This window comes from Synechococcus sp. W65.1 (genome assembly GCF_047461615.1).
Lineage (GTDB): Bacteria > Cyanobacteriota > Cyanobacteriia > Thermostichales > Thermostichaceae > Thermostichus.
Genome location: NZ_JANSHI010000013.1, coordinates 41,565 through 61,344 on the forward strand (window position 1 = coordinate 41,565; position 19,780 = coordinate 61,344).

The 19,780-nt window shown below is 60.0% G+C and carries 15 protein-coding genes; 9 read left to right on the forward strand and 6 right to left on the reverse strand.

Annotation, left to right across the window (positions count from 1 at the left end; all coding sequences use genetic code 11):
* Nucleotides 1–8: 8 nt before the first annotated feature.
* On the reverse strand, nt 9–1,337 hold the full coding sequence (locus NW806_RS08415) for a four-carbon acid sugar kinase family protein (RefSeq protein WP_414410755.1): 1,329 nt from the start codon (nt 1,335–1,337) through the stop codon (nt 9–11).
* 176 nt (nt 1,338–1,513) lie between these two features.
* On the opposite strand from NW806_RS08415, the gene phoU reads away from it, so the two are divergent.
* The 3 genes from phoU to clpB all read left to right on the forward strand — a co-directional run bounded on the left by phoU (nt 1,514) and on the right by clpB (nt 7,232).
* Nucleotides 1,514–2,155: a phosphate signaling complex protein PhoU gene (gene phoU, locus NW806_RS08420; RefSeq protein ID WP_414410756.1), complete on the forward strand. Its 642-nt coding sequence runs from the start codon at nt 1,514–1,516 to the stop codon at nt 2,153–2,155.
* 48 nt (nt 2,156–2,203) lie between these two features.
* On the forward strand, nt 2,204–4,495 hold the full coding sequence (locus tag NW806_RS08425) for a ribonuclease R family protein (protein ID WP_414410757.1): 2,292 nt from the start codon (nt 2,204–2,206) through the stop codon (nt 4,493–4,495).
* Between the two features lie 94 nt (nt 4,496–4,589).
* Entirely contained in the window at nt 4,590–7,232 is a 2,643-nt protein-coding gene (clpB, locus tag NW806_RS08430; protein ID WP_414410758.1) for an ATP-dependent chaperone ClpB, read from the forward strand.
* A 5-nt stretch (nt 7,233–7,237) separates the two neighbouring features.
* On the opposite strand, the gene NW806_RS08435 is transcribed toward clpB, so the two are convergent.
* Together NW806_RS08435 and NW806_RS08440 are read right to left on the reverse strand one after the other, a co-directional pair.
* The gene (locus tag NW806_RS08435) at nt 7,238–7,639 is read right to left on the reverse strand and encodes a SaoD/DsrE family protein (protein WP_414410759.1); all 402 of its coding nucleotides are present in this window, start codon (nt 7,637–7,639) and stop codon (nt 7,238–7,240) included.
* 483 nt (nt 7,640–8,122) lie between these two features.
* Complete coding sequence (locus NW806_RS08440; RefSeq protein ID WP_414410760.1) at nt 8,123–9,202, reverse strand: ABC transporter substrate-binding protein; 1,080 nt, start codon at nt 9,200–9,202, stop codon at nt 8,123–8,125.
* Nucleotides 9,203–9,224: 22 nt separating this feature from the next.
* Here NW806_RS08440 and nadC point away from each other — a divergent pair, with 22 nt between their 5' ends.
* The 3 genes from nadC to NW806_RS08455 all read left to right on the forward strand — a co-directional run bounded on the left by nadC (nt 9,225) and on the right by NW806_RS08455 (nt 12,678).
* Nucleotides 9,225–10,067, forward strand: coding sequence for a carboxylating nicotinate-nucleotide diphosphorylase (gene nadC, locus NW806_RS08445; protein WP_414410761.1), 843 nt, complete (start codon nt 9,225–9,227; stop codon nt 10,065–10,067).
* A gap of 135 nt (nt 10,068–10,202) precedes the next feature.
* On the forward strand, nt 10,203–11,135 hold the full coding sequence (gene nadA / locus NW806_RS08450; RefSeq protein WP_414394741.1) for a quinolinate synthase NadA: 933 nt from the start codon (nt 10,203–10,205) through the stop codon (nt 11,133–11,135).
* A gap of 34 nt (nt 11,136–11,169) precedes the next feature.
* On the forward strand, nt 11,170–12,678 hold the full coding sequence (locus NW806_RS08455) for an L-aspartate oxidase (RefSeq protein ID WP_414410762.1): 1,509 nt from the start codon (nt 11,170–11,172) through the stop codon (nt 12,676–12,678).
* On the opposite strand, the gene gndA is transcribed toward NW806_RS08455, so the two are convergent.
* The 3 genes from gndA to tnpA form a co-directional block, all read right to left on the reverse strand.
* Nucleotides 12,675–14,084, reverse strand: coding sequence for an NADP-dependent phosphogluconate dehydrogenase (gene gndA, locus NW806_RS08460; protein WP_414410763.1), 1,410 nt, complete (start codon nt 14,082–14,084; stop codon nt 12,675–12,677). The two genes, NW806_RS08455 and gndA, sit on opposite strands and share 4 nt — an antisense overlap.
* Nucleotides 14,085–14,174: 90 nt before the next feature.
* Nucleotides 14,175–14,660, reverse strand: coding sequence for a pentapeptide repeat-containing protein (locus NW806_RS08465; protein ID WP_414410764.1), 486 nt, complete (start codon nt 14,658–14,660; stop codon nt 14,175–14,177).
* A gap of 106 nt (nt 14,661–14,766) precedes the next feature.
* A complete protein-coding gene (tnpA, locus tag NW806_RS08470) occupies nt 14,767–15,162 on the reverse strand; it encodes an IS200/IS605 family transposase (RefSeq protein ID WP_414347159.1) in 396 nt (131 codons plus the stop codon).
* A gap of 35 nt (nt 15,163–15,197) precedes the next feature.
* On the opposite strand from tnpA, the gene NW806_RS08475 reads away from it, so the two are divergent.
* From NW806_RS08475 to NW806_RS08485, 3 genes are all read left to right on the forward strand, one after another.
* On the forward strand, nt 15,198–16,301 hold the full coding sequence (locus NW806_RS08475) for an RNA-guided endonuclease InsQ/TnpB family protein (RefSeq protein ID WP_099812285.1): 1,104 nt from the start codon (nt 15,198–15,200) through the stop codon (nt 16,299–16,301).
* A gap of 71 nt (nt 16,302–16,372) precedes the next feature.
* Entirely contained in the window at nt 16,373–17,566 is a 1,194-nt protein-coding gene (gene larC, locus NW806_RS08480; RefSeq protein ID WP_414410765.1) for a nickel pincer cofactor biosynthesis protein LarC, read from the forward strand.
* Nucleotides 17,567–17,681: 115 nt separating this feature from the next.
* Entirely contained in the window at nt 17,682–19,676 is a 1,995-nt protein-coding gene (locus NW806_RS08485) for an ABC transporter ATP-binding protein/permease (protein WP_414410766.1), read from the forward strand.
* The last annotated feature ends 104 nt before the right edge of the window (nt 19,677–19,780 follow it).

A 19,780-nucleotide genomic window follows, 5' to 3' on the forward strand; every position in this document is an offset into this window, starting at 1 on the left:
GGACTAGGCTAGACCAAGCCGCGGCTGCGGAGGCGACGGTAGATCAAAGCCAGCGTATCCGCCTCGCCCACGTTGCCCGGAAACAGCACCACCGGCAAGCTGGGAAAGCGGGGATGGTCTGCTGGCGTGAGCACCATGGAGATCCCTGGGTAGATCTGCCCCAGCAGCCGCACCGCTGGCAGGTTGAGGCCAACGCTGAGGATGTTGTTGGAGGTAATGCCGCCCTTGCTGATGAGATAGCCGATTCCTTCCGGCAGCCCCTGCACAATGGCCATCAACAGGCGGGAAACTCTCTGCCCAAAGGCCAGGCGTGCCTCCGGGTTGGCGCCGTCAAACCCCACTTCTTCCCGGCTGGTGTAGACCACCGGCGTCAGGCCCTGCCCGTAGGCGCGGTGGACTTGCTCCAAGATTGCCGGCAGCAGCTCGGCTTCCTTCCCCGCCTCCAAGAGCCGCCTTACCTCCACCTCGATGCCCTGGATCCCTGGCTCCTGGAGCAGGCGGGCCAACTGCTGGCTGGTCTTTTGGACATGGGATCCCACGATCACTACCCCTGGCCGGTCAGAGCGGACAAACTGCCCCATCTCCTCTGGCGGAACTGGCTGCGGCGGCAACTGGGCCAAAGCCGTCAAGAGGCTGGCGGCGCTGCGAAACAAAAAGCGCTTCCCCTGCTCTATGGCCGCCCAGACATCCTGGGCAAAACGATCCAGATCTGCCTGGGTTTCTCCATCCACCACACAGCAGACATTCCCCCCTAGGCCTAAAAGCTGCTCCAGACAGCCAGCGCGAATCTGCTCCAGGGTCAATCGCACCACCTGCTCGGCCCGGATCCGCCCCTGGGTCTTTTCCTGCACATACTCGGGCAAATAGCTGTGGTGGTAGCCAAACACCGCATCGCGGGCAAACTCCGTCTCATGGACTGGCACCCAGCGGCCCTCCACCCGTAGATAATGGACACTGTTGCGGGTGATGCGTCCTCCTTCAAAAAAGGCCGGCACCAGAAAGTGGGCATCAAAAGGCCCCAGCTCCGCCGCCATCACATCCGTCTCCAAGGGATAGTGCCCGCGCAGCGTCGAGTCGGAGCGGCTGATGAAAAGGGCCCGCTCCCACCCCAGCTCTCCCATGGCCTGCTTCAGGGCCCGGCAGACCGACCGCGTCACCTCGGCAGCCTCCGCCGCTGGCATGGATCGCGTGTTGGTGAGGATAAAGCGAATTGGCGAGCTATCCTGTAACCCCAACTTGAGCGTTTCCAGATCCCAGCGGGTCAGCAGCAGGCAGCTATGGACAGTCTGGGATCCGGTAGGGTCATCGTCCAAAACGACAATGGGGAGACGGCTCATCCCTGTCCTCCAGCGCGGAGAGTGGGAGCCAGTTTTCCACTGCTCAAGAAAAGTTTGCCATGATCAAGAAAAGTTTGCCATGATCAAGATCTAAGATGAAATTTGCAGAGATCTAAAATGAAATTTACAGGCTCTGGAAGCTGCAAACGACAGCGGCTATTCCCAGGGAGAAAGCCATGGGGCAAGCTGAGCTGCAACTTCAGATCAAGCGGATTCAGCAGGATGTGCTGCGCATGGGGGCGCTGGCGGAAAAATCGCTGGTCTTGGCTCAGCAAGCCCTCTTTGAACAGAACTTAGCTGCCGCCGAACAGGCCATCGACCAAGACAAGCAAATCGACCGCTTCTATCGTCAAATCGAGAAAGACTGTATTGACCTCATCGCCTTGCGCTCGCCAGTGGCGCGGGATCTGCGCTGGATCAGCACCCTGATGCAGCTGGTTCGGGATCTGGAGCGAATTGGCGACTACGCCAAAGACTTGGCTGAGGTGGCTTTGCGCCTGGCTCTCTACCCCCCGCCGCCCCAGCTGGGGCGCATTCGCGTGATGATGCGGCGCTGCCAGAAAATGCTCAGCCACAGTCTTGCGGCCCTGACGGAATTGGATGCCGAGCTGGGCCGACAACTCAAGCGGGAGGACGACGCCGTTGATGAAGATTACACCAACCTTTACAATACGTTGGCGCAGCAGTCTGACGTCAAGGGATCCATCGAGCCTATCCTATTGATGTTGCTGGCTATTCGCTACCTGGAGCGGCTAGCTGACCACAGCACCAACATTGGCCAGCGGGTGGCGTTCATCGTCACGGGCCACCGCGACTAGCTTCAAGGCGTTGAGTTTGCAGGTTCTGCTCCTCTCTGCTTCCCTGCAATGGACTTCTCTCGGATTTTTCATCATTTTCTCTCCCAACCTGCCGAGCAATGGAGCGATAGAGAGACCCTGCTAGCCCTTGTGCCAACTTCTGACCCCGAAGCAGTGGCAATGCTGGACATTGCCCTCGATGGACTAGTGCGGGCGGGGTTTCTTGAACGAGCGGGGGATCCGCCTCGCTACCGGCGTAAGCCGGATGAATCCTTGGTTGTGGGGCGGTTGCGCTGCTCCAACAAGGGCTTTTGCTTTGCCGTTCGGGATGAACCGGGGGCAGAGGACGTGTACATCCACGGCAGCAACCTCAATGGCGCTTGGAATGGCGACCAAGTGATAGCCCGGATTACCAAAGAAGGCAATCGCCGCCGCAGCCCTGAGGGAGAGGTGGTGGCTGTAGTGGAGCGAGCCAACCCTACGCTGGTGGGCCGCCTCAAGCAGACGGAGGAAGGCTTTCGGGTAGTGCCCCTGGATGACCGGCTGCCGTTTGAGCTCGTCTTGAGCGAGCCGGATCCCTCCTCCCCAGCGCCTGTTTCTGAGCTGGCTGAAGGTCGGCTGGCCTATGTGGAGGTGAAGCGCTACCCCCTTGGCAACCTGCCGCCGGTGGGCAGCATCCGCAAGATTTTGGGCCATGGTCCCGAGGCTTCTATCGACGTGGATCTGGTCTGCTGTAAGTACGACCTGCCCCAGGAGTTTCCCCCGGCGGTGTTGGAAGCGGCAGCAGCCTTGCCCAAAAAGCTAAGCCGCTCCGACCAGAAGGGCCGTCTGGATCTACGGGATTGGTTTTGCATCACCCTAGAACCGCTGGACTTGCAGCACCCCCACGGCCTCGAGCCCAATGTGGCCGTCTCCCTCCAGCGGCAAGAAGAGGGCCACTGGCTGCTAGGGGTGCACATTGCCGACGTGGCCCACTGGCTGGATCCGGATCACCCGCTGGAGCAGGAGGCGCAGCGGCGCACCGCCACGGTTTACCTGGATAGCGTGGTGCTGCCCCTTTTCCCGCCGGAAGTGCATAGCCGCCTGGCTCTCTTGCCGCAGCAGGAGCGCCTGGCCTATTCGCTGCTAATCACCATTGACGCCGAGGGGGTGGTGCGGAACTTCGAGATCCACCCCAGCCTGGTGCGGTCACGGGCCCACCTCTCCTACGGCCAGGTGCAGGCGCTTTTGGCCACTGCTGCGGATCTTGGCCCCGAGGAGGAGGTGCCAGAATTGATGGCCCTGCTGCAAAACCTGCTCCGTCTTAGCCAAATCCTGCGGGTCAAGCGCCACCAAGCCGGCGGGTTCGACCTGCCGCTTTTGGACCTGCTCACCCCCTACTCTGCCGACGAGAGCGGCTACGGGCCCCTCCTGATTAGCGATCGCCTTGGCGCCCACGCCCTGATGACCGAAATGCTTCTGCTGGCCAACCAAGTTCTGGGCCACCACCTGCGCCGGCTGGGGATCCCCTCTTTGGCCCGGGTGCAGAAGCCCCCCACCGCCGAGGCCCTGCAGAACTTCCTGCGCCTGGCCAACGCCATGAAGCTGGATCTGAACTTGCAGGAGCCGGAGACGGTAACGCTGGCCGATTGGCAGCGGATCTGTGCCCGCATCACTGCCCCCGATGTGTTGGCCGCAGGGACTAGCCCAGCCTTGGTGGCCCAGCTGTTGGCTACTCTGCCCCCCGTCGAGTATTGCCTGCAGCCTCTGCAGGATGGACATTTTGGCCTGGGTCTCAAAGAGCCCTATGCCTCTTTTACTGCCCCTTTGCGCCGCTATGCCGATTTGCTCAACTTGCGGGCTCTGGGTCTGGCTCTAAGCAAAGGGCGCAATCGGCGTAGCCCTCGCTCCAAAACCGTGGTGGATCTGCACAGCCCCAGCGGCTACGACCAACTTGATTGGCAGGTGCTGCCGCCAAAAGTGCAGGAGGAGTGGCAGGCCTTTCTCCAAGCGCAACTGCCCAAAATCCAGGCGGGGTATCAGCTCCACCAACAGGCAGAGCGGGAGCTGATGGGCTTGAAGCGGTGCGAGTTTATGCAAAAACACCTCGGGGAGACGTTCCCCGGCCTGATCGTCAGCGTCCAGAGCTACGGCTTTTTCGTGCTGGTAGACCCCATTTTGGCAGAAGGGCTGGTGCGGGTGAGCACCTTGAAAAACGATTGGTACGAATACCGCAAACAAGCCCTGGTGGGGCGAAAAACCCGGCGCCAGTTCCGCCTTGGGGACCGGGTGGAGGTGCAGGTCAAGAACGTGGATTACTACCGCCAACAGATTGACCTGGCGGTGATTGGCGAGGGACGGCCCTGCGAAGAGGAGGAATGAGGCGGGGATCCCTCCCCCGAGGGACGGTTGTTACGAACTCCAACTTTGGCCCAATGGGCGATATCTGGATTGAGAGAACAACTTGCGAACTCCTATGCAGCCCACCAATCCCAACCAATTTACCGAGAAAGCCTGGAGCGCCCTGGTTCAATCCCAGGATGTAGCCCGACGCCACCAACAGCAGCAGTTGGAAACCGAGCACCTGCTTATCTCGCTTTTGGACCAAGAGGGCGGCCTTACCCCAATAATTCTGCAGCGGGCTGGCATTGAGCCAAGGCGGGTGCGGGATCGTGTCGAGGCTTTCATCAACCAGCAGCCAAAATTGGCGCGGGTGGATCAGCTCTACCTGGGCCGCGGCCTGGAGACCACCCTGGATCGGGCCGAGGAGTTTCGCAAAGAGTATGGCGATGATTTCATCTCGGTGGAGCACCTGCTCCTAGGAGCCCTAGACGACGAGCGGGTGGGCAAGCGGGTTCTAGCACCCCTGGGCTTGACGGTCGAGCGCCTTAAACCCGTCATTCAGCAAGTGCGAGGCAAGCAGCGGGTTACCGACAAAAACCCGGAGGCCCGCTACGAAGCCCTGGAGCGCTATGGCCGCGACCTTACCAAGGCTGCTCGCGAAGGGAAGCTGGATCCGGTCATTGGGCGGGACGAGGAGATCCGCCGGGTCATTCAGGTGCTCTCCCGCCGCACCAAAAACAACCCCGTGCTCATCGGCGAGCCGGGCGTGGGCAAAACCGCCATTGTCGAGGGCCTGGCCCAGCGCATCAACCGGGGAGATGTGCCGGAGTCGTTGAAAAACCGGCGGGTCATTGCCTTGGACATGGGATCCCTGATTGCTGGGGCCAAGTACCGCGGCGAATTTGAAGATCGCCTCAAGGCCGTGCTGAAGGAGGTTACCGAATCGGAGGGCCAGATCATCCTCTTCATTGACGAGCTGCACACGGTGGTAGGGGCAGGGGCCGCCGAGGGAGCCATGGATGCTGGCAACCTGCTCAAGCCCATGCTGGCCCGCGGTGAATTGCGCTGCATTGGCGCCACCACCCTGGATGAGTACCGCAAGTACATTGAAAAAGACGCTGCCCTGGAGCGCCGCTTCCAGCCGGTGTATGTGGATCAGCCCTCCGTGGAAGACACCATCTCCATCCTGCGCGGCCTCAAGGAGCGCTACGAGCTGCACCACGGAGTAAAAATCAGCGATTCGGCCCTGGTGGCAGCGGCGGTTCTCTCCAACCGCTACATTTCCGAGCGCTTTTTGCCCGACAAGGCCATTGACCTAGTGGATGAGGCAGCGGCCAAGCTCAAGATGGAGATTACCTCCAAGCCCGTCGAGCTAGACGAGATTGACCGGCGCATCATGCAACTGCAGATGGAGGAGCTCTCCCTCAAGAAAGAAGATGACCCCGCCTCCAAGGAGCGCCTGGGCAAAATTGAGCAGGAGCTAGCCAACTTGATGGAGCGGCAGCGGGAGCTGAGCGCCCGTTGGCAAATGGAAAAAGAGGCCATCGAGCGCCTGCAAAACCTCAAGGCCGAACGGGACGCTGTCAAGCTGCAGATTGAGCAAGCCGAGCAGAAGTACGACCTCAATCGGGCTGCCGAGCTCAAATACGGCAAGCTGATGGAGCTGGAGCGCCAAATCCAAGAACAGGAGGCCTACCTGGCCAAGCTGCAGGCCAACGGCGAGCCCTTGCTGCGGGAACAGGTGACGCCCGAAGACATTGCCGAGATTGTTTCCCGCTGGACCGGGATCCCGGTCACTAGCCTAATGGAGTCGGAAAAGCAAAAGCTGCTGCGCCTAGAAGCCCATTTGCACCAGCGGGTGGTGGGCCAAGACGAGGCGGTAGCGGCAGTAGCGGCAGCCATCCGGCGGGCTCGGGCCGGCCTCAAGGATCCCAATCGGCCCATTGGCTCGTTCCTGTTCATGGGCCCCACTGGCGTCGGCAAAACCGAGCTGGCCCGCGCCTTGGCAGAATTCCTCTTCGACAGCTCCGAGGCAATGGTGCGCCTCGACATGTCGGAGTATATGGAGAAACACTCGGTCTCCCGCCTCATCGGCGCTCCGCCGGGCTATGTGGGCTACGAAGAAGGCGGGCAGCTTTCCGAAGCGGTGCGGCGCCGCCCCTACTCGGTGGTGCTCTTTGACGAGGTGGAAAAAGCCCATCCCGATGTTTTCAACATCCTGCTGCAGGTGCTTGATGATGGCCGCATCACCGACTCCCAGGGCAGGACGGTAGACTTCAAAAACACCATCATCATCATGACCAGTAACATTGGCAGCGAGCTCATCCTAGAAATCGGGGGCGACGAAAGCCGCTACGAGGAGATGAAAAGCCAGGTGCTGACTCTGTTGCGGCAGCACTTCCGGCCGGAGTTCCTCAACCGCGTGGACGAGATCATCATCTTCCACGCCCTCACCCGAGAGCAAATCCGCCAGATCGTCAGCCTGCAGATGCGGCGGGTGGAGCAGTTGCTGGCGGATCAGCAAATCGAGCTCCTGCTTACCGAAGAGGCCAAGAGCTACTTGGCCGAACTGGGCTACGACCCCATGTTTGGTGCTCGCCCGCTGAAGCGGGTGATTCAGCGGGAGATCGAAAACCCCATCGCCACCAAGCTGCTGGAAAACGAGTTCCTGCCCGGCGACCGCATCTTGGTGGATGTGGCCAACGAGCGGCTGGTCTTCCGCAAGATTGGCTCTCAGCCCCGCCAGGAGCCGCCTGCGGCCGTAGCCGTCAGCTAGGCCTGTTACAAGCTGATCACTTGGTCAGGTGGGTTGTCTTTCAAGGCCGCGTAGAGGTCGGGGAAGCAGCCCACCTGCACGCCTTTAACCACGTTTTTGGGAACGCAGTAGCCCGGCTCCTTGCGTCCACGTCCCTGGGCGTCGCACCACTTGGGTTCCCCTTCCGCCAGGTTGCGCTCCAGGGCGCACATATCGCACATCATCAGCAAAATGTTTTGCGCTTCGGCAATCTTGGCTAGGCCCTCGCCGATGGGATCCCCCTGCCGCAAGACAAAGCAGTTGTCGTCGAAAAAGAACATGCCCACCACTTCTGCGCCGTGGACTCCCGCCTCAAGCTGCGGCAGGATCATCTGGCCTAGCTTGTAGGTGCCGCCGCGGGGGCTAATGAATACGTAAGCAACTTTCACGGCTAATTTGCTCCAATCGTCACCAGTTATGATTATCACTGATTATCACTTAGGCAAGCCACTTGCGCCCACGGCGATGCAGAGAGGGCGGGTTCAAGCCCCTCACTCTAGCTTTTTTCTAGAGCTCTGCCTCCCAAAGCCTTACTGGCACCAGTTCCAGACCGACCAAGAGGTCGTGGAAGCCGTCTTGCCGCTTTCCCAAACCCGCTCACCCTCCGCTCGGGGAGCTGCCCATCGTCCACTCAAATCGCTTACGACCCTCGACTGGTGCAAGCAAGATTGTTCCCTCCCTCTACGTGCTCGCTAAGCCAAGGTGCTCGACAAGCCAAACTGGGCACGAGGGTTCCTGCGGATTTTAGCCAAACCAGAGGGATGTAAGGCTGAGCTAAGGGAAAGCTAGCAAGGGTGTCAATCTTGACTTAGACAAGCCAACAATCGCTATCTGCCCCTAGGGAGGTTACCGGGCCGCTGCAGGGCATAGGCCTAGCTCTTCTTGTAGTAATCAGGACCTTTGTTGACAAAGTCCAGGGTGTAGGCAGCTCGGTAGTTGATAGTTGGCTCAAAGACGCCTGCTACAGTCATGGCCTCAAAGAAGCTTTGCCAACGTTCGTGGGTCATGGCGCCAATGCCCTTTTCCAGGGCGTCGCCAGACAAAATGATGCCGTACTCTTTCAACTTCTCAAAGCTGTAGGCCAACTGCTCATCGGTCATCTCTGGGTTATCCCGCTTGATGAGGCGATAGGCGGGGCGAGGATCCTCGAGAAAGCTGTACCAGCCCTTGATGGAGGCATCGACAAATCGCTGCACCAAGTCAGGCTTGGTTTTCACCAATTGGCGCCGCGTCTCGATGGTCGTAGCATAGGGGTTGTAGCCGTAGTCGGCCAGGAGGAAAACGACTGGCTTAAACCCTCCTTGTTTTTCGATGGCAAAAGGCTCAGAGGTGAGGTACCCCTGCTGGGCGGAGCTGGGATCGGCCAAGAAGGGGCCAGGGTTGAAGTTGTAGGGGCGGGTTTGGTCGTCAGTAAAGCCGTACTTGGCTTTCAGGAAGGGCCAGTAGGTGGTAAAGGCCCCCTTGGACACGAAAATGGGTCGGCCCTTGAGCTCCTCCAGGCGCTTGGTGCCGGGATGGGCCAGGAGAACCTGCGGGTCTTTTTGGAAAATAGCCGCCACGCAGATGAGCGGGATCCCTTCCCGCACAGCGTTGATGACTCCCGCGCTTCCCCCCATGGCAAAGTCAGCAGCTCCACCGGCCAAAATCTGGGTGATGTTGACCTGGGGGCTGCCCATCTTGATGGTGACGTCTAGCCCGTACTCGCGGTAAATGCCTGTGGCCACCGCCTGATAGAAGCCGCCATGCTCCGCTTGGGCATACCAGTTGGTAGCATAGGAAACTCGGTCGAGCTTGGATCTCTGCGCCACGATGAGGGTGGGGGAAGTTCGCCGCTGCGCTTGAGCACCTGCTGCGGCCAGCAAACTGCCTCCTAGCGCGGCAGCTCCTGCTTTGAGCAACTGACGACGGCTGAAAGTGCCACTATTGGACTTAGGGGATCCAGCCGAGGCCATAAGCAACCAACTTCTGCAAAAGATGATGCAAGCATTCTACATCCCAGAGGAGACCCTGTGCGCCTGGCTACAGGAAGATCTTGGCCACGGCGATCTCACCAGTGAGCTGACCCTGCCCCCCGGCGTGGAGGGCGAGGCGGTGATCCTAGCCAAGGAGCCAGGGATCCTAGCGGGTTTGGGGATTGCCAAGCGGGTTTTCCGGCTAGTGGATCCCCAGGTGCAGTTCGCCCCCAAGGTAGAGGAAGGAGCCTCTGTGGCTGCTGGCCAGGAGGTAGTCCAGCTCAAGGGATCCCTGCGGGGCATTCTGGCAGCAGAAAGGCTGGCGCTAAACCTTCTCCAAAGGCTTTCCGGCATTGCCACCCTCACCCGCACCTACGTAGAGGCGCTGCGGGGAACTTCAGCCCAGCTTTTGGACACCCGCAAGACCACCCCTGGCTTGCGCGCCCTGGAGAAATACGCGGTCCGAGTCGGGGGCGGCAAAAACCACCGCTTTGGCCTCTTCGACGGCATCTTGATCAAGGAAAACCACATCCGCGGCGCAGGCGGCATCTCGGCAGCCATCCAGCGGGCCAAAGCAGGGGCCCCCCACCACCTCAAGGTCGAGGTTGAGGTACGCAACCTCCAAGAGCTGGAGGAGGCTTTGGCAGCAGGCGCTGATCTAATTCTTCTCGATAACTTCCCCTTGGAGCAGATCCGGGTTGCCGTTCAACGGGTAGGGGGGAAAGTTCCCCTAGAAGCTAGCGGCAACATGAACCTAGAGCGCGCCCGGCAAGCGGCTGAGGCAGGCGTGGATTACATCAGTGTGGGGGCCCTGACTCACTCGGCCAAAGCCTTGGATCTCTCTTTGCTAGTAGTGCGGCCCTAAGGTCTGCCCTGGCGGGGGCTGCTTCTGATGCTAGGCTAGATGAATAGCCCAGCTGCTGGGCAACGCTTTGTCTAGGATTTTTTGGCAGGCAGCCCGGCAAGTCAGGATCTGTACCCGATGGCCGGCCTAGATAGGATGACAGAAGCAACCCTCGTGCAGGAAATAGCTCGGCTCAAGCGAGAAAGGCAGGCGGTTATCCTAGCCCACTCCTACCAACTCCCCGAGGTGCAAGAGGTGGCGGACTTTGTGGGAGACTCGCTGGGCCTGGCCCGTGAGGCGCAGAAAACGAACGCCCAGGTCATCGTCTTTGCGGGCGTCCACTTCATGGCCGAAACGGCAGCCATCCTCAACCCGGAAAAGACGGTGCTGCTGCCGGATCTGGAGGCTGGCTGCTCCCTAGCTGACAGCATCCGCCCGGAGGATGTGCAGCGCTGGAAAGAGGCCAACCCAGAAGGCCTGGTGGTTGCCTACGTCAACACCGCTGCCGAGATCAAGGCCCTAGCCGATGTCTGCGTAACCAGCGCCAACGCGGTTCAAGTGGTGGCTAGCCTGCCGCCGGATCGCCCCATCTTTTTTGTGCCGGATATGTTCCTGGGGGCCTATGTAGCCCAGGCAACGGGGAGGGAGCTGGACCTGTTCCCCGGCGAGTGCCACGTCCATGTCGGCATCCGGGAGGAGCACCTCAAGGCAATGGCAGAGAGGCACCCAGAGGCGGAGTTCCTCATCCACCCCGAGTGCAGTTGTGGCTCCAGTTGTCTATTTCTCAAGCCGGACGCCAAGCTCCTTTCTACCGAGGGGATGGTGCGTTATGCCAAAACTTCGGCCAGCCGCGAGTTTGTGGTCGCCACCGAAGTGGGCATTCTCCACCGGCTGCAAAAAGAGGCTCCCAACAAGAGGTTTATCCCTGTCAAAGCAGACGCCGTCTGCGAGTACATGAAAAAAATTACTCTGGAAAAGATCTATCGCTCCCTGCTGGAGATGCGCCACGTGATCCAGGTGCCAGAGGCGGTGGCCGAAAAAGCCCGCAAGTCCCTCCTGGCCATGCTGTCGGTGCCGGCGGGAGCCTAGAAGCGCCCCGGTCGAGGGGCGGTTTTGTCCAGTGGTGTCCACGGCTTTCCCGGCGGAAACAGACCTCCTGATCCTGGGAGCAGGGGTGGCAGGGGTCTATGCAGCCCTGTGGGCGGAAGCGGAGGGGGCCAGAGCCCTGGTGGTGAGCAAGGATCCCCTCCCCTCGGGATCCACCCCTTGGGCGCAGGGGGGGGTGGCTTTTCCGCTGGATGCGGCGGATGTGGAGGCCCACCTCCAGGACACCCTGCAGGCAGGCCGGGGCCTGGTGGAGACCGAAGTGGCCCGCTCCATTCTGGAGGAAGCGCCCTTTCATCTGGAGAAGCTTTTGTCCTGGGATCTGCCCTTCCACCCTGAGCCAGTGCGGGAAGGGGGCCATTCGCGGGCGCGGGTACGCCATCTGGGAGGGGATCGGAGTGGGCTATGGCTTCTCAGAGGCCTGCTGGCTCGCCTGAGCAAGCCGCCTTTGGAGGGCTACACAGCCCTCAGCCTTTTGATGGCAGGGGAGAGAGTGGGAGGAGCCCTGCTCCTCGGGCCGGAGGGCTTTCTTCAGGTAAGGGCGGGGGCGGTTCTCCTGGCTACAGGCGGGTTTGGCAGCCTCTTCCCCCTCTCCACAGCTCCGCCGGGAGCTACTGGTGATGGCATGGCCCTGGCCTGGCGAGCAGGGGCCATTCTCAGGGATCTCGAGTTTGTGCAGTTTCACCCCACCGTTTTGCCTAATGGAGCCCTGGTCAGTGAAGCCGCCCGAGGGGCAGGGGCCGTGCTGCTCAACGCCTGGAGGGAGCGCTTTATGCCTCGCTATGCGGAGCTGGGGGATCTAGCGCCGCGGGATGTGGTGGCCCAGGCAGTGTTCTGGGAGCAGCAGCGGACGGGGGGAGTTTACCTGGACCTCCAAGCTGTGCCCCATCTGGAAGAGCGCTTTCCTACCGTTGTTGCCTCTGCCCGCGCTTTGGGGCTGGATCCCAGAAGGGAGCCCCTGCCGGTTGCTCCCGCTGCCCACTACGTCATGGGCGGCGTGCGAACGGATGCTTTTGGCTGCACGGGCCTGCCGGGCCTCTACGCGGCGGGGGAAGTGGCTTCTACGGGCCTGCACGGGGCAAACCGTTTGGCTTCCAACAGCCTCTTGGAGGGGCTGGTCATGGGCAAGCGGGCTGCCCTAGCTGCCCTGCGGGACCTCCAGGATCCACCGCGGCAGGTGCAGGCTCTACCGGTGCTGACGGCGCCGCCCTCTCTGCTTCCTGAGCTCAGGCAGCAGGTGGGAGAAGCCCTGGGCGTGGTGCGGGAGGGAGAGCGGCTGCGGGCTTTTCTGGCTTTTGCAGAGGCCCTACCCCTGGAGGAGAAGCCCTGGGCCAGCCGGGAGGAGGTCGAGGCCGGGAGTTTGCTGCTGCTTGCCCGCCTGGTGGCGCAAGGGGCTCTGTTGCGAGAGGAAAGCCGCGGAGCCCACTTCCGCAAGGATTTCCCCCAAGAAGGAGATCCTTTCCATACGGAAGTGCGGGGCTTTACGGTTAAGCAGACACCCCTGGGTCTAGGTGGGGCTTCCCTCTAGGCGGTCCAGGCGTGGTGGAAAACCCCGGGCCTGTCGATGCGCTCAAAGGTGTGGGCGCCGAAGAAATCCCGCTGGGCCTGGGTGAGGTTTTGGGGCAGCTCGGCAGTGCGGTAGCTGTCGTAGTAGGCCAGGGAGGCGCTGATGGCCGGGATCGGGATCCCCAAAGCTGCTGCGGTGGCCACCACCCGCCGCCAGGCTCCCTGCCGTTCCTGGATGGCCTGCTTGAACTCCTCATCCAGAAGCAGGTTGACCAGCTCCGGATCCCGCTGGTAGGCTGCCTGGATTTTGCCCAGGAGGCGGGCGCGGATAATGCAGCCCCCCTTCCAGATGCGAGGGATCTCGCTCAAGGTGTAGATGTAGCCGTGGGCAACAGTGGCTTGCCGGAGCAGCGCCATCCCCTGGGCATAGGAGCAGATCTTGGAACAATAGAGAGCGGCACGCAGATCCTGAAGGAAGCGCTCGGGATCCCCTTCAAAGGTGGTTCCTGGCCCTTGCAACTGCTTGGAGGCGGCCACCCGCTCTTCCTTCATCGACGAGAGAATGCGGGCCTGCACTGCCGCCTCGATGGTGGGCACTGGCACCCCCAAATCCAGGGCGTCCTTGACCGTCCACAGGCCCGTGCCCTTCTGGCCTGCCTTGTCCAAAATGAGATCCACCAGCGGCCTGCCCGTCTCCGCATCCAGCGTCCCCAAGATCTTGGCGGTAATCTCAATCAGAAACGACTCCAGCTCCGTCTCGTTCCAGGCTTGGAAGATCTCCTGCATCTGGGGTGCCGAAAGCTTTAGCCCCCTGCGCATGAGGTCGTAGACCTCGGCAATGAGTTGCATGTCGCCGTATTCGATGCCGTTGTGCACCATCTTCACGTAGTGCCCGCCCCCTTTGGGCCCCAGGTAGGTGACACAGGGCCCGTCTGGCCCTTGGGCGGCAATTTTGGTGAGGATGGGCTGCAGTAAGTGGTAGGCTTCCAGACTGCCGCCAGGCATGAGGCTGGGGCCGTTGAGGGCGCCTTCTTCCCCGCCGCTCACCCCCATGCCGACAAAGTGGATCCCAGTAGGCTCCAGGGCCGCGGCGCGCCGGTCGGTGTCGCTGTAGAGAGAATTGCCCCCATCGATGAGGATGTCGCCCGGCTCCAGCAGCGGTTTGAGCTCGTCGATGAGAGCATCCACCGCTGGGCCTGCCTTGACCATGATCAAGATTTTACGGGGCCGCTCCATTTGTTGCACCAACTCCGGCAGGCTGTAGGCGGGGGTAATCTGTTTGCCCTGGGCTCGCCCTTGGATGAACTGCTCGGTTTTGGAGCGGGTGCGGTTGTAGACAACAACTGGAAAGCCGTTGCGTTCGACGTTGAGGGCCAGGTTTTCCCCCATCACCGCCAGGCCGATCACCGCAAAGCTGGGCTTGCTCATGGCTGAGGTACGATCAATGCCTCACCCAATCTAAAGGTCAATCCGGCTGGCGAGGGTCAGGGATCCTGTTTTCTTCACCTTTGCCAGCTTTCAAGGACAGCCGAGACTTGCGCGAGTGGAAACTCCGGTTACGGGATGGGATCCCTCCGCTCGCTGGCACAACTGGCGCAGGGCCGCCCGATCCACATAGGCCTCGCTGAAGTCGGCGCCGGCAATCTGAGCCCCTTCCCAAACGGCCCGCGCGGCGATCGCTCCCCTGAGGTTGGCTCCTCGGAGGTCGGCACCCGCTAGGTTGGCCAGATCCAGCAGGCTGTTGCTCAGATCCGCCCCAGCCAGGTTGGCCCCCGCCAGATTGGCCTTGGTGAAGACCACGCCGGTGAGGTTAGCCCCGTGCAGGTCGGCACCCTGCAGGTTGGCGCTGACAAAGCTGCTGCCTCGCCAATCCTGACGCGACAGATCCTGCCCTCGCAGATCGGCGTTGTTGAAGTTGAGGCGAGTCTGGCCGTTCGCCGCCGATCCCCACAGACCCCACAGCAGCAGCGTCGCCGCCAGCAGGATCCCCAGGGGGATCCGCATCTGGGATCCCCTCTTGGCTTTTGCTGCCTCAGGACGCTTCAAAGCGCTCAACTCCTTCCGCAAGTTCTTATCATTATCAGAAAATCTAGGTCTAGAACCCTGCCCTCTAGGGCAGCTTTTCTTGGTTTTGGATGTAGGCCACTAAGAGATGCAGAGGGGCACCCCCAACACTAGAAGCCAAGTAGCTGGGACTCCACAAGGCATTCTTGCCGTAAGGTTTAGGTAGTTTAGCTTGCCCGCACTTGCGACTCGAAACTCCCTTCAGTGCATTCACCATTTGAGAGATAGACCACTTGGGCGGGTAGGCAATTAGAAGGCGGACGTAGTCTGCCTCGCCGTTAAACTCCAAGACCTCAAAGTCCATCTTTCGGGCAACACTCTTAAACACCTCCGCAATCAAGTTTAAACTCTCTTGAGTGAGTATCTTTCGCCTGGATTTGGTGACGAACACCAGCTGAGCCTGCAGACTGGAAACACTGTTGCGGTCTCTCCTTAATTTCATGTGCTATCCTGGACATGCCAACTTGACTCTAGCCCATGAAAGCTCGATACAGGTATAGGTTCTACCCCACAGACCAACAGCGGCAGAAGCTTGCCAAGTTGTTTGGCTGTGTCAGGTACGTCTGGAATGAAGCCTTAGCCCACTGCCAAGCCGTTGGGAAGTATCCAGGGTACAACGCTTTGGCCAAGCGCCTAACCGAGCTCAAGCAATCGATTCCGTGGTTGGGCGAAGTTTCAAGTGTTGCTTTACAGCAATCTCTCAGACATTTGGACAAAGCTTACCAGCGTTTCTTTGCCCAGGAAGGAGGTGCGCCGCAGCTCAAAAAGAAAGCAGCCAAGCAGTCAGCAACGCTAACTAGGGGAGCTTTTTCTATCAACGGTAAGCGGGTTTACTTGGCCAAGGTGGGAGCCATTAAGCCTATTTGGAGCCGACCTTTGCCGAGTACCCCTAGTTCCGTCACTGTAATTAAAGACACTGCCGAGCGTTACTTTGTCAGCTTTGTGGTGGAGACGGAACCTGTTAGCATCCCTGCTCGCTCACCCAGTATTGGAGTGGATTTGGGGATTAAGACCTTCGCCGCCACAAGCGATGGGGCCAAGTTCCCCAGTCCCAACTATAGGCCTCTGTACAACCGTATTGCCCAGCTGCAAAAGCAGCTTGCCAGGCGGGTGAAGGGATCCCATCGGTGGGAGCGAACCCGGCTGAGGATTGCCAAGCTGCACAACCGCATTGCCGACATGCGGCTCGACTTCCTGCACAAGTTGTCAACCCAGCTCACAGTCGAAAACCAAGTCGTGTGCTTGGAAGACCTCAACGTTAGCGGGATGTTGAAAAACCGTCGGTTGTCCAAGGCGATTAGTCAGCAGGGGTGGCATACCTTTCGGGCTCTCTGTGAGGGCAAAGGTGAGAAGTACCAGAGGGAAGTGCGCCTAATCGACCGGTGGGAGGCTACAAGCCAGTACTGTTCGGCTTGTGGCTGGCACTGGGGCAAGTTGGATTTGGCTACCCGTGTGGTGGTCTGCGACGGTTGCGGGGCAGTGCATGACAGGGACGTCAACGCTGCCAACAACCTAAAGCAAGTCGGGATGGGGCATCGCCCGACTCTAAAACGGACGTGGAGACTGCGTAAGACTGGCTAGCCAGCAGCAGTCTGTGAAGCGTCAAGAATCTCTCGCCTTTAGGCGAGGGGAGTATGTCAACATGCTTTGGTATGAAAGTAGCTTACTTTGACTGCGCAGCGGGCATTGCCGGCGACATGTGCCTGGGGGCGCTGCTGGATTGCGGGGTGCCCCTGGAGTATCTCAACCAGCAGCTCCAGGCCTTGGGCATCGGGGGGGAATACAACCTGCAGGTGAGTCGCGTGCAGCGCTGTGGGCAGCCTGCCCTGCAGGCGGTGGTGGAGGTGCTGGACGGATCCCTGCCCCCTCGCTCCTGGTTGGAGATCCAGGCTTTGATTGCCAGATCCCGCTTGGCTCCTGCGGTCAAGGCCCGCAGCCTCAAGGTTTTCGAGAAGCTGGCCCAGGCGGAGGCAAAAGTTCATCAGGTTCCCCTGGAAAAAGTGCATTTCCACGAGGTGGGGGCTGTCGATGCCCTGGTGGATATCGTCGGCACCTGTGTTGGCCTCGACTGGCTGCAGGTGGAGCGGGTGATCTCTTCTCCTCACCCCATTGGCGGCGGCTGGGTCAGCACCGAACACGGCCAGCTAGCGGTGCCCGTTCCGGCGGTGATTGAGCTGTGGGAAATGGGGCATGTGCCAGTGTTCAGCAACGGCGTGGAAGCCGAGCTGGTTACCCCCACCGGGGCAGCCTTGGCAGTGGCGCTGGCAGAAGAGTTTGGGCCTTGTCCACCGCTGCGGCTGGAAAAAGTGGGGCGGGGGGCTGGCAGCCGTGAGCTGCCCATTCCCAACATCTTTCGCCTTTGGATTGGTCAATCGCAGGGGCATGAGCCGACCGAGATTGTCTCGGTCTTACAAACCCAGATTGACGATCTCAACCCTCAAGTCATTGCCTACACCTGTGAGCAGTTGCTGGCCCTCGGTGCCTGGGACGTGTTTACCCAGCCCATCACCATGAAGCAGGGACGACCAGGGGTATTACTGACGGTCATCTGCCCGCCGGATCGCGTGCTGGAGTGCCAGGATCTCCTCTTCCGGGAAACCACCACCCTGGGCATTCGCCACTCTCTGCAGCAGCGCACCGTCCTGGAGCGGCGGATCGAGCGGGTGGAAACTCCCTACGGCCTGGTGGACGTCAAGGTGGCCTGCCACCACGGCCGCATTGTCAACGCCCAGCCGGAGTTTCGCGACTGTGTGGCCCGCGCCCAAGAGTTCCGCGTGCCGGTGCAGACGGTGTGGCTAGCGGCCCACGCGGCATGGCAAGAGCGGCTGCAAGGGGATCCTGCCTAGCCAGTCGGACTTGCCAGCTAGAGAAGTTGCTCCTGCTGAACAGAGATGGGGATCCCTGGCCTGCTAGCCTGGAAGATGTTGTAAGGCTCCCACGCTCTTGCCGACGGCTGCCAACATGGACTCCCAAACCTATCAGTTTAACTTCGACCGCAAACTTTGGGACCGCTTTATCACCGTAGCTCAGCCATATTTTTACCCGAGGGTGCGCTATGGAGGCTGGATTTTCTTTGGCCTGCTAGCAGCATCCATGGTGTTTGTGGTTGCCCTCATGTTCTTTGTCGAGATTGGGGTAACCCTGGTTGGAAAGGCCCTTTTTCCAGAGTTCTTCCGAACCCTAGCAGCAGGCTTGGTCGAGCAAACAGAGAGAAACCTAGCCTCGCCAGTGCTATGGGTGGCAGCAGCCAGCTTGGCCCTAAGCAGCCTGGCGTTTGGGGTGGTATGGAGGCAGATCCATCGGCGCTGGTTGCAATGGGTGCTCCTTACCTTTTTGCTGTTTCTGTCCCTAACAGTAAACCGGCTAAATGTAATGATTAGCTTTATCTTTCGTTTTATCGACACTGCCCTGCAGCAAAAGGAAGAGAGCACCTTCTGGCAGTTTTTGATCATCTACGGGGTGTTGATCATCTCAGCCATTCCCATCTTGGTGATCTACCGCTATACGCGGCTAAAGCTGGGCCTGTTTTGGCGGGAATGGCTAACCGACTACTTCCTGGATCGCTACTTTGACCGACGGGCCTACTACGAGCTGGATTCCAACGCTGCCAACACCGAAATCGATAACCCTGACCAGCGCATTTCAGAAGACGTTCGCTCCTTTACTGGCACCACCCTTTCTTTTTTGTTGGATATTCTCGACTCAATCCTCACTCTCTACGCCTTCACTGGCATTCTCTATAGCATTTCCCGCGTGCTGGCGATAGGATTGGTTATCTATGCTACCATCGGCACTGGCATTGCCGTTTTGGCCGGTCGCAGGCTGATTAAAATTAACTTCGATCAACTGCGCTACGAGGCCGACTTTCGCTACAGCCTAGTACACGTGCGAGACAACGCCGAGTCCATTGCCTTTTACCAGGGCGAAAACCTAGAGCTAAGACAGATCCTGAATCGCTTCGCTGCTGCCTTGCGCAACTTTAATTTGTTGATCATTTGGCAAGCAATTATCGATATCTTTCAGTACGCCTATAACTACTTTACCCGCATCGTTCCCTATGTGATTGTGGCTCCCCTTTACTTCAGCGGCGTGCGGGATTTTGGCACCATCACCCAGGCCACCATTGCCTTTAGCCAGGTGCTGAGCGCCCTTTCGATTGTGGCCAACCAGATCCAAAGCATCTCCAGCTTTGCCGCCGGGATCAACCGCCTGGGATCCTTTTACGAAGCTTTGGAGGATCCGGCCCTGCGCCAGCTGCGTCCTCGAGAAAGCGCCATCCAAACCCGCATTGCCCCCCACCTGGCGCTGCAGCATGTTACTTTGCTTACGCCCAATTCGGAACGAACCTTGGTTCGGGATCTGTCCCTAAGTTTGGAGGCAGGCCAACGGCTATTGATTGTGGGGGTCAGCGGCAGCGGCAAGAGCTCCCTGCTGCGAGCCATTGCTGGCCTGTGGAGCAACGGCCAGGGATCCATCGCCCGTCCCGACACCGGCGAGATGCTCTTCCTGCCCCAGAAGCCCTACATGCTCCTGGGATCCCTGCGGGATCAACTCCTCTATCCAGGCCGTCGCCGGGATCTGACCGACGAGGAGCTCCTGCAGATCTTGGCCCAAGTTAACCTCGCTGACTTGCCGGAGCGGGTGGGCGGCTTCGACGTGGAGAAAGATTGGGCCAGCACCCTCTCTTTGGGCGAACAGCAGCGCCTGGCCTTTGCCCGCATCTTAATTACACAGCCCCGCTACGCCATTTTGGACGAGGCCACCAGCGCCCTGGATGTGGCCAACGAAAAACTGCTCTACCTGCAACTGCAACGCCTCAACACCACCTACGTCAGTGTCGGCCACCGCCCCACCCTCCTGGCCTACCACGACCTTGTCTTGGAGCTGCAGGGCAACTCTGCCTGGAAACTCTGGTCGGCGGCAGACTACAGCGCCCGCTTGGGGCTGGCCGGCTAGAGCTTTGAGGCCGGCTGTAAGCGCTACAGCAGGCTGTGGAGAAGCCAAACTGGACGTTGCTGGCAAGAGGTGATACCCTGTTTCACAGGTATTCCGACCGGATT

Excerpts from the sequence above, each read along its gene's own strand:
- NW806_RS08415 (WP_414410755.1), bottom strand. The coding sequence starts at position 1,337 with ATGAGCCGTCTCCCCATTGTCGTTTTGGACGATGACCCTACCGGATCC.
- phoU (WP_414410756.1), top strand. The coding sequence starts at position 1,514 with ATGGGGCAAGCTGAGCTGCAACTTCAGATCAAGCGGATTCAGCAGGAT.
- NW806_RS08425 (WP_414410757.1), top strand. The coding sequence starts at position 2,204 with ATGGACTTCTCTCGGATTTTTCATCATTTTCTCTCCCAACCTGCCGAG.
- clpB (WP_414410758.1), top strand. The coding sequence starts at position 4,590 with ATGCAGCCCACCAATCCCAACCAATTTACCGAGAAAGCCTGGAGCGCC.
- NW806_RS08440 (WP_414410760.1), bottom strand. The coding sequence starts at position 9,202 with ATGGCCTCGGCTGGATCCCCTAAGTCCAATAGTGGCACTTTCAGCCGT.
- nadC (WP_414410761.1), top strand. The coding sequence starts at position 9,225 with ATGATGCAAGCATTCTACATCCCAGAGGAGACCCTGTGCGCCTGGCTA.
- nadA (WP_414394741.1), top strand. The coding sequence starts at position 10,203 with ATGACAGAAGCAACCCTCGTGCAGGAAATAGCTCGGCTCAAGCGAGAA.
- gndA (WP_414410763.1), bottom strand. The coding sequence starts at position 14,084 with ATGAGCAAGCCCAGCTTTGCGGTGATCGGCCTGGCGGTGATGGGGGAA.
- NW806_RS08465 (WP_414410764.1), bottom strand. The coding sequence starts at position 14,660 with ATGCGGATCCCCCTGGGGATCCTGCTGGCGGCGACGCTGCTGCTGTGG.
- tnpA (WP_414347159.1), bottom strand. The coding sequence starts at position 15,162 with ATGAAATTAAGGAGAGACCGCAACAGTGTTTCCAGTCTGCAGGCTCAG.
- NW806_RS08475 (WP_099812285.1), top strand. The coding sequence starts at position 15,198 with ATGAAAGCTCGATACAGGTATAGGTTCTACCCCACAGACCAACAGCGG.
- larC (WP_414410765.1), top strand. The coding sequence starts at position 16,373 with ATGAAAGTAGCTTACTTTGACTGCGCAGCGGGCATTGCCGGCGACATG.
- NW806_RS08485 (WP_414410766.1), top strand. The coding sequence starts at position 17,682 with ATGGACTCCCAAACCTATCAGTTTAACTTCGACCGCAAACTTTGGGAC.